Raw genomic sequence first — 14,328 nt, forward strand, 5'->3', positions numbered from 1 at the left:
TTGATTGTCTAATAGGCAACAGGTGCTTTTTGTTTTTTGTGAGAAATTTATGCTTGGGTCTACATGAAAAATGCTAATGAAAATTCATAACTCATGATGGTTATACCATCAAGGCATTCTGTTTTAATACTGTGTTTGTGAAAATAATAAGATAAATAGGTGAGACTACATTTTACATTCAAAGAGGACTTATTATACTACAAAACCACAAACTAAAGACAACAATGACAAAGCTCGTAGTGCTAAACGATACAGATACATAAATCTAGTAAAAAGAAAGTGAGGATTTTTGAGTGAGACAAAAAGAAAATGATTTACATGAAAATCGAAAGCTCATGATGGTTGTACCATCAAGGAGTATCGTTTTAATACTTGGATAGTAAGAAAAGTACGATAATATGGCAGGGGTAGTTATGACAGGGAATGGATGAAAAACTAACGAGAATGACAAAGTTCGTGGCGATAAACGTTAGGTTACATAAGAAAGTTCCTAGTTTAGCAATAGGGCAGACAAAAATTGGGTTGTATTTTTACTAGAGACGGTCGTATAATACTCGCTATTCATAAAAAAAGCGTTACGAAAATTACAATTTATGTAACGGGAGGGTGAAAAGTTGAACGTTGTTGGGTATATACGGGTCTCGACTCAAGGGCAGGCAAGTGATGGATATAGCTGGAAATATCAAGAAGAGGAAATTAAAGCATATTGTAAGGAACAAGGCTTAAACTTGATTTCCGTTAATGACTCCCAATTTTCATTAGGCTCAAGTAAAGCACATAATGAATTTTTAGCAATAATAGATACTTCTAGCGACTATGATACATTTGTTAGACGACTTAATAATTGGGCTAATAATAAATTAGAGGGTGGAGTATCGTCTTTACCGCAAGGTCTAAGATTAAAGTAGGAGGATACTATAATGGAAAAACAAGGATGGGATTTAATTTGGTTAGGGAATATTAACGATGAGGACTCAATACGAGAGTATGTTGATTTAACGTATGATGAGTCTGTCCCTTCCCAATTTTTTATCGATTTTAATATTGATATGGACGATGCAAATGAGGATACTATAGAAAAAGTGTTCTATAAGAATGGTAGTAGTGATATTTCAGCATTATTAGATGGCTGTTCGTATGAAGAAATTGTCATCTCAAAAATCCAGAAAAGTATAAACCTAAAGAAATCATATAATGCAGTAATTTTAATATATAATTTTGAATATAAAAATGAAATTAGTTCAACAGGTGCTTTTGATTTTATTGCTACTACAAATTATGAATAAAATAACTCTTAAAGGTTCTAATTAGTAAGTCTCCAGGCAAAGAGATTGATATACCCCACGTTGTGAAAGGTCACGTTTTTTAGGAATTCCTTTAGTTGATTGAAATTGGCAAGGAATTTCCCTTCCTCTTCTCCTTGTTACTTTACCGATACACAATAAATTTGTATCGGTAAAGGGGTTGAATGTATTGCTAAAGCCGCATAGATTCATATGAAATTAAACATTAAACTATTCATTATATTGACGAAGCAACTTTAACAGAGGGTGAATTTTGGGAAGAAGAACTTGACAGTTTTACTATATAATATAGTACATTATTTCTACATTCCGGTAAATTTATAATTATATTACAATCTGACCCTTTCATTTTTAGGTTTTACAAGAGATATAAATGATTAAAAGTTATCGTTAAGTATTTCCATGCAAATAAAATCCCGTAGGAACAACTAAAACTGTTCCTACGGGATTTTGTTTATTTCGTGATTATAATTGTTTATTTAAAACTAGGATGTTGTTTTATTAAGTTATCTGATAATAAAAGACGACCATAAAGAATACATTGTCTGAAAGGGAGTTGGTTTTCCAAAATGAATTTTGGCGATTTCTCGTTATTTTACATGATAAAGGGGGACAAGCGTTGAAGAAGAATATTGTTTTGACCGTTATTACATTACTTGTCATGAGTATTGTTACAGGTTGCGGGTTTGGGGGAGGAAAAGTACTTGATCGTATGGAAAAGACTGAAGTCCTGAATGTTGCTTTTGAGGGAACGTATCCACCATTTAACTATTTAGATGACAATGGTGAATTAACAGGTTTTGATGTAGATATTTCAAATGAAATTGCGAAAAGATTAGGTGTGAAAGCCAACTTTATAACATCCAAATGGGAAGGCTTAATAGGTGGTTTAAAGGCAGATAAATTCGATATTATCATTGGGCAGATGACTGTAACAGAGGAAAGGAAAAAAAGTGTAGATTTCACGGATCCATACGTTATTACAGGCTCTGTGTTAATCACACGTGAGGAAACAAACGATATTAGTAAACTCGAAGATATTAAAGGTAAAAAAGTTGGTGTTGGTGGTGGAACTACCTTTGAAGAAATCGCGAACAGTGTGGAAGGTGCAGACGTTAAATTATATAAAGCTTTTAGTGATTATTTAGAAGATCTTAAAAATGAAAGATTAGATGTCATTATTAATGACCAACTGTTAGTAAGTTATAACATTAAAGAAAATAATCTGCCGATAAAAGTTGCGAGCGACATTCTCAAGGTGGATGAAGTTGGAATGGCAGTTAACAAAGGTAACGCAGATTTTGTTGAGAAGGTAAATGAGGCATTAAGTGAGATGAAAGAGGATGGAACTTATAACGAAATATATAAAAAATGGTTTGGATCAGATCCTGTTGAACAATAAATAACAAAAGTGTAAACATAATAAGGAGGAAATAACCTTTGCATATTATAGTTTTAGGTACAGGGATGATTGGAACAACGGTCGTAAGTGAACTTGCAAAATTCACGGAAATTGACTTAATCACAGCGGTAGACGTGCGACAAGAGAGTATTGATAGATGTTTAGAAAACTCCAATAGTCCTAAAGTTATTGGGAAAGTTGCTTCATTAGAAACAAAAGATGATATAGCTGAAGTGTTGAAGGATGGCGATGTGGCGGTTGCTTGTCTTCCCCACTCTTTGAGCCTAGTTACTATAAAAGCAGCGATAGAAACCAAATGTCATTTAGTAGATTTGGTAGGATCTATGTTCAAAGAAAAAATAGAATTACATGAAACAGCCAGGGATGCAGGTGTAATTATCGTTCCAGGCTGTGGAGTAGCTCCTGGAATAACGAACTTCTTAGCGGCTCAAGGAATTGAGATGCTAGATGAAGCAGAAGAAGCGACTATGATTTGTGGTGGAATTCCAAGACATCCAGTTCCCCCTTTGTGGTATCAAGTCGTTTTTCGACTAGAAAGTGTGCTAGGTCTTTATACAAAACCCGCTATCGCGGTTGAAAATGGACAACTTGTAGAACTATCTCCTTTATCAGGATTAGAAAAGATGACATTCCCTCAGCCAGTTGGTAACTGTGAAGCTGTTATTACGGATGCGCATAGCACTGCTTATATTCTAAAAGATAAAGTGAAAAACCTATACGAAAAAACGGTTAGGTATCCGGGCCATTGGGACAAAATGAATGTTTTAGGAGAACTAGGATTTCTCGATAATAATCCTATTACGGTAGCTGGAATTACAATAACACCACGAGCATTTGCAGAGCGAGTTCTAGCACCTAAAATGCTTGGTGCTTCTCATGAAGATGTAACGGTGTTAAGAGTGGAAGTAAGTGGAATAAGGGATGGCATACTAACCAAATTTACATGGGAAATGGTTGACTTATACGATTATGAACGAAACATCACATCCATGGCTAAAACTACGGCAATTCCTGCAGCTATAATGGCAAAATGGATTGCTAGTAAAAAAATTATAGAGACAGGTGCAGGTGTTGTACCGGTAGAGAGCTTAATCATTAGAGAAAACTTCCATCCATTTATGGAGGAACTAAACAATCTAGGAATTCAAATAGACTTTAAAGAAGATATTTACTCTAAGTGATTATCAACCTTGTAATTCGTCGGAAAGGAGGTTGATGTATGGATGTTACGATAATTATTGATTCATTGCCATCTTTACTTCAGGCAACTTTGATGACCGTTTTATTGGCTGCGGTATCCATTATAATAGCACTTGTTATTGGATTTTTCGCTGCGATCGTAAGAATAGTAAAAGTAAGAATATTAAACGGAATTGCAACGGCCTATGTTTCAATTATTCGTGGAACTCCTCTTCTTGTTCAGATTTTTGTTATTTACTATGGGTTACCGCAAATTGGTATTTCTTTAGACCCGATATCTTCTGGTGTAGTGGCATTGAGTTTAAATGCTGGTGCTTATTTATCAGAATCCTTTAGGGCATCAATACTTGCTGTAGACAATGGTCAAATGGAAGCATCACTATCAATGGGAATGACATACTCGCAAGCATTAAGGAGAATTATTCTTCCGCAGAGTCTTCGAATAGCTATTCCTACCTTATCAAACACATTTATTGTGCTTATCAAAGATACCTCGCTGGTCTCTGTTATAACGGTAACTGAACTACTGCAAATGTCGAGTTTGATCATTGCCAAAACATTTGAACCCCTAACAATCTATTTACTAGCTGCGGCTATTTACTGGATATTAATAACTTTCTTCACAACCATTTTAGATAAATTAGAAATTCGTACATCAAAATATTTGGTTCGATAAGTACAGCATCGGCACCCTTAAATACGAATGATAGGAGATGTCCATGAGTATCATTCAAATTAATAATTTGAAAAAAAGCTTTGGAACGAATGAGGTATTACAAGGTATAGATTTAACAATAGCTAAAAGTGAAGTGGTTGTAATTATGGGACCAAGCGGCTCAGGGAAATCTACCTTACTGCGATGTTTAAATTTCTTAGAGGAGCCAACGGAGGGTATTATTCGTATTGGGGAATTCCAAATAGATTCAGGTGGAAAAGCAAATCGCCAACGAAAAAAAGAAATTAGAGAACTAAGGAAGAAAACCGGGTTCGTATTTCAATCGTTCAATCTATTTCCACATAAAACTGCCATCGAAAATGTTATGGAAGGACCAATAATTATTCATGGAACCAAATTAGAAGAAGCTAGAATATTAGCGAAGGCTCTTCTGACAAAAGTTGGTCTTGGAGATAGATGTGATTACTACCCAGCTCAGTTGTCAGGCGGACAACAGCAAAGAGTCGCAATTGCTCGGTCGCTAGCATTAAATCCGATGGTTATGCTTTATGATGAGCCTACATCTGCATTAGATCCAGAGCTTGTGAAAGAAGTTCTACAGGTTATTAAAGATTTAGCGCGAGAAGGAATGACGATGATCATTGTGACACATGAAATGAGCTTTGCTAAAGATGTCGCGGATCGAGTCATTTTTATGGATAATGGAGTAATAGTTGAACAAGGAACATCAGAAGAAATTTTCCTTAAACCAAAAGAAGAAAGAACAAAACAGTTCTTGTCGATAGTTGAGTAAAAATAATGAAGTCAGCAAAAAACAGGTGTAGAAAAGATACGTTTTTCTACACCTGTTTCAATTTATAAGTTTATTTAACTCATATATCAGTAATTTTTTTAAAATCATTTCCGGTTGGATTCTGGAAAAGGTGAATTCCAAACTCCGGTGCTACGGCGAGAAGATGGTCAAAGATATCTGCTTGAACCGTTTCGTACACTGCCCATTGTATATCGTTGGTAAATGCATATATCTCTAATGGTAAACCGTTCTCGGTTGGGGCTAATTGCCTAACCATTAAAGTCATTTCCTGATTGATTCCAGGATGATGACGAAGATAGTTGCTAATATATGCTCTAAACACACCAATATTTGTAAGAGCCCTTCCATTCACTCGATTACTCTGATTAATTTTATTTCTTGTATTGTATTCTGTAATTTCACTTTCCCTATGAGTTACATAATCCGAAAGGTAGTGGATATTTTTAAAGTTATCAATCATCTCTTCAGTACAAAATGAAATACTGTTCTTATCGATAAATAATGAACGTTTGATCCGTCGTCCTCCAGAGTTTTGCATCCCACGCCAATTTATAAAAGAATCGGATATTAGAGCATAACTTGGAATCATTGTAATAGTTTTATCAAAGTTTTGCACCTTGACTGTATTTAGGGAAATATCAATAATGTCTCCGTCTGCACCATACTTTGGCATTTCAATCCAGTCCCCAACTTGAACCATATCATTGGTCGACAACTGAATCCCCGCAACAAGACCTAATAAAGAATCTTTAAAAACCAACATGAACACTGCAGAGAGTGCCCCAATTCCACTTAGAAGAAGAAGCGGGCTTTTCCCTATAAGGTTCGCGATCACCAGAATGATCCCAAGCGTTATGATTACAATTTTAACGACTTGAATATACCCTTTAATAGGCTTGGTTCTAGATACTTCATAGGTTTGATAAATATCATTCATAGCATTTAAAGCACTACTAATAATGACTAACCCCATAATTATTAAATATGCTATTGCAACCTTTTGGATTAAATATTTAAGGGGTTCTGGAAAGGCGGAAGCAAAGAAGTAAATAATAATCGCTGGAACGATATGCGATAGCTTATGAAAAACCTTCCTTTCCAAAAGCATATCATCCCATCGGAATTTAGTGTTTTTCACGATTTTAGAGATTATCCTGATTACTACCTTTTTCGTAATAAAATTAGCAATAATACAGATAAGAACTATTAAAAGAAACATAATAATAATGGAAAGGTACCCTGCTAAGGTGGAATCCATGTCTAGTTTTAATAGTTGGTTATGAATGTAATCCATATATTTCACCTCATTGTATATATTATATCGGTATCCTAATGCGCAGCTCATATTTGTAACAAGTGAAATGAGATAATTATTATTGTATCAGAAAAAACTAATCTTCGTCCCTGTGTAGGAAACATTCGTGATATTTCCAATAAACATGAATGTTTAAACTTTCATGTTTGTTTCTTACACAGGGTGCTATTAAAATCTGAAAAACCCTGCAGAAATCTCTCTACAAGGCTTTCACTCATTTAGTTATTCTATTCAACAGTGTACAATTGTCTAAATTACTTAGAACATGGTACCAAAGATCAGTTTAGTAGATATCTCTATTCCAGAATCGTTGCTGAGCGATTATATTTACAAATGCTTTCCCCAATTCGGGATTGCTTGAAGCAAATTCAATTCCAGGTCCTGCTTTTGCATTAGAAGCATTGAAAAAAGGAACTCCAGAAGTCGCTATACCTATCGGTTTATAATGTTTATATGCTTCATCTATAAAATAGGCGATATCAGAGTATAACTTTGCTTGGTTGTTAGCTTTTCCCCCGACCACATACAAGGAATCAAACAGTACAGGAGCGGTTGTAAGAAATGTTTCATTTACCCTTACTTTTTGTCCTTCAGAGCTTCTAATAACCCCGAATTTTTCGCTTACAATTGTATAATCTACCCCATAACGTCTTAGTGTTTTTATGGTCATTTCCACTTCTGGAAGATTAAATCCGTTGCCAATGAGTACAGCGACCTTCAAAGTTTGGGGCACTTTTATAGTGTTTGCCTGACTTAGTGCGGGAGAGGAAGCAGTGACTTGGGATTGCTCCCCGGTCGGTCTATTTACTCCTAAGTTATCCGCGATAGTGTTTGCCATTGCTTGATCTACTTGAACGAACATATCTACCACCTGTTGTCTTACATCGCGGCTGTTAACTTTTCCAACTTCAAAAGAAAATGCATCAATAATATGCTGTTTTTCTGGAGGTGACATACTGTTCCAGAAAAGTCTCGCTTGCGAAAAGTGATCCTTGAATGATTCACTTCTTGCTTGAATGACGCGTCCTTCTACTTTTTCAGCGTAATGTACAAAACCACCTTCTTCGGCAGAACTTGTGGAAGGTGTATTATTCGCGAGTGAATTTTTGTGGTAACTTACTTGCCCAACATTTATCGTCTGGCGACTAAAACCATTTCGCTGATTATTATGGAACGGGCAAACAGGACGGTTGATTGGAATTTCCGTAAAATTCGGGCCACCAAGACGGAGTAACTGTGTATCTATATAAGAAAACAGCCGCCCCTGTAAAAGTGGGTCATTCGTAAAGTCTATACCTGGTACAAGATTTCCTGGGTGAAATGCTACTTGTTCTGTTTCTGCAAAAACATTGTCCACATTTCGATTTAGCGTCATCTTCCCAATTATTTTTACAGGTACAATCTCTTCAGGCCAAATTTTGGTTGCATCAAGAATATCGAAAGTGAACTTGAATTCATCTGCTTGGTCTATTAGTTGCACACCAAGTTCATACTCGGCAAAATTGCCATTTTCTATTGATTCCCATAGATCGCGTCGTTGAAAGTCAGGATCTTTCCCAGATATTTTCTGTGCTTCGTCCCATACGAGCGAATGTACACCCAAAACAGGTTTCCAATGGAACTTCACAAATCTGGATACTCCCGCTTCATTGACAAATCGAAATGTGTTTACCCCAAAGCCTTCCATTACTCGGTAATTCTTCGGTAATGTGCGATCAGACATATGCCACATAATCATATGGGCTGATTCCTGATTATTTGCGATAAAATCCCAGAATGTATCATGAGCAGAAGCCGCTTGTGGCATTTCATTATGAGGTTCTGGTTTAACCGCATGTATCAAATCTGGAAACTTCATCGCGTCTTGAATAAAAAATACGGGAATATTGTTTCCAACTAAATCATAATTCCCTTCTTCCGTATAAAATTTGATTGCAAATCCACGAACGTCACGAACTGTATCAGAGGATCCCAAGCTCCCTACTACATTTGAAAACCGTGTAAATACAGGGGTTTTTGTTCCGGCTGTTTGTAAAAATCCTGCTTTAGTGAATTCCGCCATCGATTCATACAATTCGAATTCTCCATGAGCAGCGTATCCTCTAGCATGCACTACTCGCTCAGGTATTCGCTCATGGTCGAAATGGGTAATTTTCTCACGAAGGTGAAAGTCCTCCATGAGTGTCGGACCGCGTATACCAGCCTTCAATGATTCCTCATCGTTGGATACTCTAAGGCCTTGATTGGTTGTGAGCTTTTTCCCATCATTGTTCATCCGAAATTCTTCTAACTGTCGTTCCTTTTTGTTTTGATCTGACGATGACCTATCCAAGTAATCCTCCTTCCATCTAACAAACTACGCCGCGTCTGCGCTTTATGTATACTATATGTATTTCCTTTGTAGCTTAGAATCCGGACCCTGTGTAAGGAACATTCACGTTAATTCAAACAATCGTGAATGTTTAAAATTTCATGTTTGTTTCTTACACAGGGACACATTCAGTGCTGACGTTACAGCCACTGATATTAGCCCTAGAATGGTTGAAGCAACTAAAAGAATGGGCGGAGAAAAAGCAAAGATATTATGTGTGGACTTAGAAGAAACAGCTGCCCTTTGAAGATGAAACGTTTGATGTAATAATTATAAGCTCCTTAGTTCTTCACTACATAAAGGATTGGAGCAAGCCTTTTAGCGAGTTTCAAAGAATACTAAAACCTAATGGGAGCTTGCTTTTTTCTGTACACCACCCATTTATGGATATAAAAATGTCAGTGAATGGAAACTCGTTGAGGTTCCGTACTATCGTCGACCACTCCATGAGATAGTTAATGAAACCATAACGTATTTTTCGCTGGAAAAGTTAATCGAACCGCAACCTACAAAAGCATTTAAAGAGGAAGAACCAGAAAAGTATGAAAAGCTTATGAAAAATGCTTACTTTATGATTGTAAGAGCGCAGAAAGAAAAGTAATTTAGAAGAAAAGTATTATTAGAGAAAAATAAAAAACTATTGTTCTTAATCACATATACAATTGCATAAAGAAGATAAGCGAGGAGAAATTCCCTCGTTTTTTTATGGTCAAAATAATGGGGGAGGAAACTAAAAAAAATATTAATCGTAATATAAAGACAGAACGATTTTGCCTTTCAATCTAGTACAAATTTATATATGAAAGCAGTGAAGAATAGTGAAAACCAAGAAAAGATTTAGATTTAGGATTATTATTAGAAACGTGGTTTTAGCATTAGCTGCTTTATTCCTTATATGGATTACAATCCATCAAGTTATGGCTGCATATGAACAAAAGAAATACCCCGAATTAGGAGAGTTAGTAGAAGTAGATGGAAAGAATATACATGTATATACGAAGGGTGAAGGCCAAGATACAATTGTCTTGTTAAGTGGTTTAGGAACGACCGCACCTGTGTTGGATTTTGAGCCTTTGATTGATGAGATGTCAAAAAGTAATAAAGTAGTTGTTGTAGAGCCTTTCGGTTATGGCTGGAGCGACCTTACTGATAAGAATCGTACAGTGGAGAGTATAGTAGGAGAACTAAGAACAGCTTTAATAAAATTGAATATCGAGGGTCCATATATATTAATGCCTCATTCTATTTCTGGGATATATAGTATGTATTACGCGAATAAATACCCAGAGGAAATTAAAGCTATTATAGGAATCGATCCGACGTTACCTAATGCCTTGGAGTACTTTGATGAATCTGTTCCAACAATGCCCAAATATATGAGTTACATCGCCCCAACTGGAATTGCTAGATTGGCATTATATTTAAGTCCCGAAGACTTCCTTCCCATAGCAAACGAAGGAACTTATTCGGAAAAAAATATAAAAATGACCAAAATCCTGTCCGCACAGAGAGGGTATAACAAAAATATAGTAAATGAAGCAAATGAAATAAAAAATAACATTGAAGAAACACGTAATATGTCATTTCCTTCAGATTTGCCTGTTATGATCTTTACGACGAACGATGGGAAGGTAAATGAGGAAGGCAAATCAAATATAACTTTTTATCAATCGGAATTACGTAATATTTCTCTACATAAACTTGTTCCTTTAGAAGGACATCATTATCTACACTGGACTCAATACAAGGAAATGAGTAAATATGTTAATGATTTTACCAAATCATTTGCAAATGATTGAATAAGCGTGGTACCTACCGCTAAAGTTGTTACTATAGCTAATTATTAGTGAAAACTTCAGTTATTAATTATTATGTAATACTAAAGTCGAGGAGTTTTCTCTATACGTTTTACTGATGATATAATATGCTACCATTAGTAAAAAGTATCAGCGATTCTAGCATGGAGGACTAATAATGATTGAAGTAATAACAGTAGTAAATATGTTAGTGGAAGTAAAAAATACGAAAGATTATGTAAAAAAAGTTGAAAAGGTTTTGCGATCCAAGACTCGGTCGATTCAACATATAGAGACGATTAGTATGTCTGAACCAAACGAAAAACTAATCGTAAGTGCTTTAGTTAAATATAGAGTGCTCATAGAAGAAAGAATGGATAACAAGTTTTTAGATGATTATGTGGGTCTCGTTCTCCCAATGTTCTATAATCGTTTTAAAGCGATGCCGGTAAGCAATCAAATTTATAGAATTTCGAGAATCAAAAAAGAAAATCGTACTCGGCGTTAATATTTGTTTGGCACATAGGGAACTTAAACAGTTCTGAACACTATAACCCCTATATAGAGGTGTTTTATGAAGAAATCGTTATTTGCAATCGGGTTGATCATTTTACTTTTGGGAGCAATCGTATTCTACAACAAACTCTGCTACCCTACACTTCCTATGGAAAGTATTAACAAGAAGGAAGTAATAGAAAAGCTAAATGATTCTAATGAACAAATTGTTAAATTATCAGACGAAAATGGTTATGAATGGTATATCATAAATGAACGAAGTACAAATGTGGCAGATGAAATTACTAAGAAAATGGTCATTCAGCATGGTTGGATTTTCAAACGAAAAGATGGGAGTGGGCTTTTCTTTGATAAACAAGGAAAAATTTTGATAGTTACGACTCAGAAGTGGACGACTGATTATACGCTAGTTAAAATACCATCACATTTTAACTATTAAAATAGACTTGTAATGAGCACTTATCAACTCATAACCAGTTCTTTCTCAGTTTCCTTGGTTTCTGGTTCTAGAAAAATAGGTGATAAGGAAGGAAATGTAAATTTAAATGTCGTTCCTTCTCCAATTTTACTTTCTACATGAATCGTACCATTCATAGCACGTACGATACTATACACTACCGTAATGCCGAGACCTGTCCCCTTACTTCCTTTTGTTGAATAATAAGGCTCACCTAAACGGGTCACCTGTTCAAGTGTCATACCTGAGCCAGTATCTTTAATGAGAATACTTACAGTTGTTTGTGTGCTCTCCGTTTCTACCGTTAAAATTCCTCCTTTTGGCATTGCTTCTATTGCATTTTTCATGATATTTACTAAGCATTGATGAAATTTTTGTTTGTCTCCTTCAATCTCCTCTCCTGGTGAAAACATAGAAACTATTTTGACCGAATTTCGCTTTGCCAATGGTTGTAGCAATTGAACTACTTGTTCTAGTTCTTCCTGAAGAAGTAGGGGTTCCATCGATTTAATTTCAGGATTAGAGAAATTCAAATACTCTTGAATGACTCTTTCAGCAGATTTTAGCTCGTTTTTAATAATGGAAAGGTATTGAGTATAGTTTTCTTTTGAAATAGAGTCATTTTGCAAAAGTTGAACAAAACCAATTGCTGCTGTCAAGGGGTTACGAATTTCATGACTAATAGCTGCACCCATTCGTTCAACGGCCTCTAGCCGTTTGGATTTCATAGTCCGTTGGCGCAATTGAATAGTCATAATAATTTCTTCAATAATATAAGAAATGATTCCGACTCCAATGGGTTGAATGACTAAATAAGCAAACCAAACCTCGGTACTACTATGAGGTAAGTGCCAAATTCCCATTGTAAAAGTTTGGGCAAAACTGAACAGAAATGTTACGCCTACGGAAAAAAGAACTCGCTGCTTGGGAGATTGTTTTAAAAACCATGAAGAGATTCGCCAAAAAAGAATAGCAAGCCCTCCATAATAAAGTACCGTCATCCAAAACCCATAATCAATTCCAAAAAAACCTCTTACGAGCATAATGAATGCAGCGAAAAAAGGACCAAAACCGATATATAAACTGCCGACAATGAACGGAATTTTTCTTAAATCAAAAACGACATTACTGCCTTCTATACGATAAGTAAAAATAAAACAAAGCATTAAACTAATTATTAAAAGGCTGATGAAAATAGCTTGGTGAGACCAAAATCTTTTTGACTTTTCTGCCCATAAAACTCCCAAAAAAAGTATTACAATTAATAAGGATAAGTTGAAAAAGAAATATACTGTTAATTCCAAGATATTATTCCTCCAAGACTATTTTATGTAAAAAGATTCATCTTCTCTATACCTTAGTTTTATGGAGCTTAAAATGAAATAGGGAGATGGTGCCTTTGCCAATCTCACTTTGAACTTCAATTGTTCCTTTCATAGCACGTAATATACTGTAAGCAACCATCATGCTAAGACCAGTTCCCTTAGGTCCCTTCGGAGAATAGTGTGGTTCTCCTAGATGGTTAATTTGATCCTTGCTCAATCCTGTTCCAGTATCTTGTATAGAAATAGTTATCTTATTCTGGGTAGCAATTGTCTTGATCAATAATGCACCGCCATAAGGCATGGATTCGATTGAATTCCTTATAATATTAATGAAGCATTGGTGGAATTTCGATCTGTCCCCTTGGATTGTTCCATAGGTAGAAAAATCAGTAGAAACCTTTACTGAATGATAATTAGCCAGAGGATGTAGTAATTTTAAAATATGCGTAAGTTCATTCTGAATATCTAGTTCTTCTATTGATTCAATAATTGGTTTAGAAAAGGTTAAGTAATCTTGTATGATACCTTCTGCAGAATCTAATTCATCTTTTATAATGGAGATATATTTGGTTCTTTTATTATTATCAAGAGAAACTTGGTCGAGGAGCTCAATAAATCCAATTGCTGTAGTTAACGGATTTCTAATTTCATGAGATATTGCAGCCCCCATTTGTTCGACTGCAGCCAACTTTTCTTCGATTACTAACTGTTGTTGCAACTGTTGATTCTTTTCTCTTATTTCAATGGTGGAAGAAATAATGGCAACCCCAAGTGGAGGGACTATCACATAGGCGATGAATATATCTATAAATTGGTCAGGAGATACTTTGTTTAATGCTATAGTGAATAAGATACCAACACTTATCAGTAAAGTAATACCAGTGGAAAAAAGTATTCGTATATTAGAAGTGAGTTTTAAAAACCAAGGAGAAATATACCATATAAAAAAACTAAACACGGTATAAAATGCAACTGCTATAAAGAATCCAACGTCTATTCCATGGAATGCCCGAAATAGAATAACCAAAAATCCTAGTATAGGACTGAACCTCAAATATAAGCCACCCAATAAAAAAGGAATTATCCTCAGATCCAGAACATACTCACTTTGTATGGGATAAGAAAATACAG

At 35.4% G+C, this 14,328-nt stretch carries 14 protein-coding genes; 10 read left to right on the forward strand and 4 right to left on the reverse strand.

From position 1 onward, the window contains the following. Nucleotides 1-614: 614 nt before the first annotated feature. The 6 genes from MKY60_RS01730 to MKY60_RS01755 all read left to right on the forward strand — a co-directional run bounded on the left by MKY60_RS01730 (nt 615) and on the right by MKY60_RS01755 (nt 5,396). A complete protein-coding gene (locus MKY60_RS01730; protein WP_340878808.1) occupies nt 615-908 on the forward strand; it encodes a recombinase family protein in 294 nt (97 codons plus the stop codon). Nucleotides 909-920: 12 nt separating this feature from the next. Further along, nucleotides 921-1,286, forward strand: coding sequence for an immunity 22 family protein (locus MKY60_RS01735; RefSeq protein WP_340928352.1), 366 nt, complete (start codon nt 921-923; stop codon nt 1,284-1,286). Nucleotides 1,287-1,923: 637 nt separating this feature from the next. Further along, nucleotides 1,924-2,706 carry a transporter substrate-binding domain-containing protein gene (locus MKY60_RS01740; RefSeq protein ID WP_340928355.1) on the forward strand — a complete coding sequence of 261 codons (783 nt, stop codon included), beginning with the start codon at nt 1,924-1,926 and terminating at the stop codon, nt 2,704-2,706. Nucleotides 2,707-2,744: 38 nt separating this feature from the next. After that, nucleotides 2,745-3,908, forward strand: a complete 1,164-nt coding sequence (locus tag MKY60_RS01745) for a saccharopine dehydrogenase family protein (RefSeq protein ID WP_340928357.1) — start codon at nt 2,745-2,747, stop codon at nt 3,906-3,908. Nucleotides 3,909-3,946: 38 nt separating this feature from the next. Continuing rightward, complete coding sequence (locus MKY60_RS01750) at nt 3,947-4,603, forward strand: amino acid ABC transporter permease (RefSeq protein WP_093496663.1); 657 nt, start codon at nt 3,947-3,949, stop codon at nt 4,601-4,603. Between the two features lie 43 nt (nt 4,604-4,646). Then, nucleotides 4,647-5,396: an amino acid ABC transporter ATP-binding protein gene (locus MKY60_RS01755; RefSeq protein WP_245402386.1), complete on the forward strand. Its 750-nt coding sequence runs from the start codon at nt 4,647-4,649 to the stop codon at nt 5,394-5,396. A gap of 79 nt (nt 5,397-5,475) precedes the next feature. Here the strand turns inward: MKY60_RS01755 and MKY60_RS01760 are convergent, their stop codons facing one another. Both MKY60_RS01760 and MKY60_RS01765 read right to left on the reverse strand, forming a co-directional pair. Further along, nucleotides 5,476-6,711 (reverse strand): mechanosensitive ion channel family protein, encoded by a 1,236-nt coding sequence (locus tag MKY60_RS01760; RefSeq protein WP_340928362.1) that lies wholly within the window; start codon nt 6,709-6,711, stop codon nt 5,476-5,478. A gap of 304 nt (nt 6,712-7,015) precedes the next feature. Beyond that, nucleotides 7,016-9,007 carry a catalase gene (locus MKY60_RS01765; protein ID WP_445677995.1) on the reverse strand — a complete coding sequence of 664 codons (1,992 nt, stop codon included), beginning with the start codon at nt 9,005-9,007 and terminating at the stop codon, nt 7,016-7,018. 368 nt (nt 9,008-9,375) lie between these two features. On the opposite strand from MKY60_RS01765, the gene MKY60_RS21160 reads away from it, so the two are divergent. The 4 genes from MKY60_RS21160 (at nt 9,376) to MKY60_RS01780 (ending at nt 11,854) form a co-directional block, all read left to right on the forward strand. Further along, complete coding sequence (locus MKY60_RS21160) at nt 9,376-9,558, forward strand: methyltransferase domain-containing protein (protein ID WP_445677996.1); 183 nt, start codon at nt 9,376-9,378, stop codon at nt 9,556-9,558. Between the two features lie 408 nt (nt 9,559-9,966). Continuing rightward, nucleotides 9,967-10,902 carry an alpha/beta hydrolase gene (locus tag MKY60_RS01770; protein ID WP_269915890.1) on the forward strand — a complete coding sequence of 312 codons (936 nt, stop codon included), beginning with the start codon at nt 9,967-9,969 and terminating at the stop codon, nt 10,900-10,902. A gap of 175 nt (nt 10,903-11,077) precedes the next feature. Continuing rightward, complete coding sequence (locus MKY60_RS01775) at nt 11,078-11,407, forward strand: hypothetical protein (RefSeq protein ID WP_090565079.1); 330 nt, start codon at nt 11,078-11,080, stop codon at nt 11,405-11,407. A gap of 66 nt (nt 11,408-11,473) precedes the next feature. Next, the gene (locus MKY60_RS01780; RefSeq protein ID WP_340928366.1) at nt 11,474-11,854 is read left to right on the forward strand and encodes a hypothetical protein; all 381 of its coding nucleotides are present in this window, start codon (nt 11,474-11,476) and stop codon (nt 11,852-11,854) included. Between the two features lie 23 nt (nt 11,855-11,877). On the opposite strand, the gene MKY60_RS01785 is transcribed toward MKY60_RS01780, so the two are convergent. Together MKY60_RS01785 and MKY60_RS01790 are read right to left on the reverse strand one after the other, a co-directional pair. Continuing rightward, complete coding sequence (locus tag MKY60_RS01785; protein ID WP_340928369.1) at nt 11,878-13,176, reverse strand: HAMP domain-containing sensor histidine kinase; 1,299 nt, start codon at nt 13,174-13,176, stop codon at nt 11,878-11,880. 46 nt (nt 13,177-13,222) lie between these two features. Beyond that, on the reverse strand, nt 13,223-14,251 hold the full coding sequence (locus MKY60_RS01790; protein ID WP_340928371.1) for a HAMP domain-containing sensor histidine kinase: 1,029 nt from the start codon (nt 14,249-14,251) through the stop codon (nt 13,223-13,225). Between the last annotated feature and the right edge of the window lie 77 nt (nt 14,252-14,328).

Source organism: Psychrobacillus sp. FSL K6-1415 (assembly GCF_038003185.1).
Taxonomy (GTDB): Bacteria; Bacillota; Bacilli; order Bacillales_A; family Planococcaceae; genus Psychrobacillus; species Psychrobacillus psychrodurans.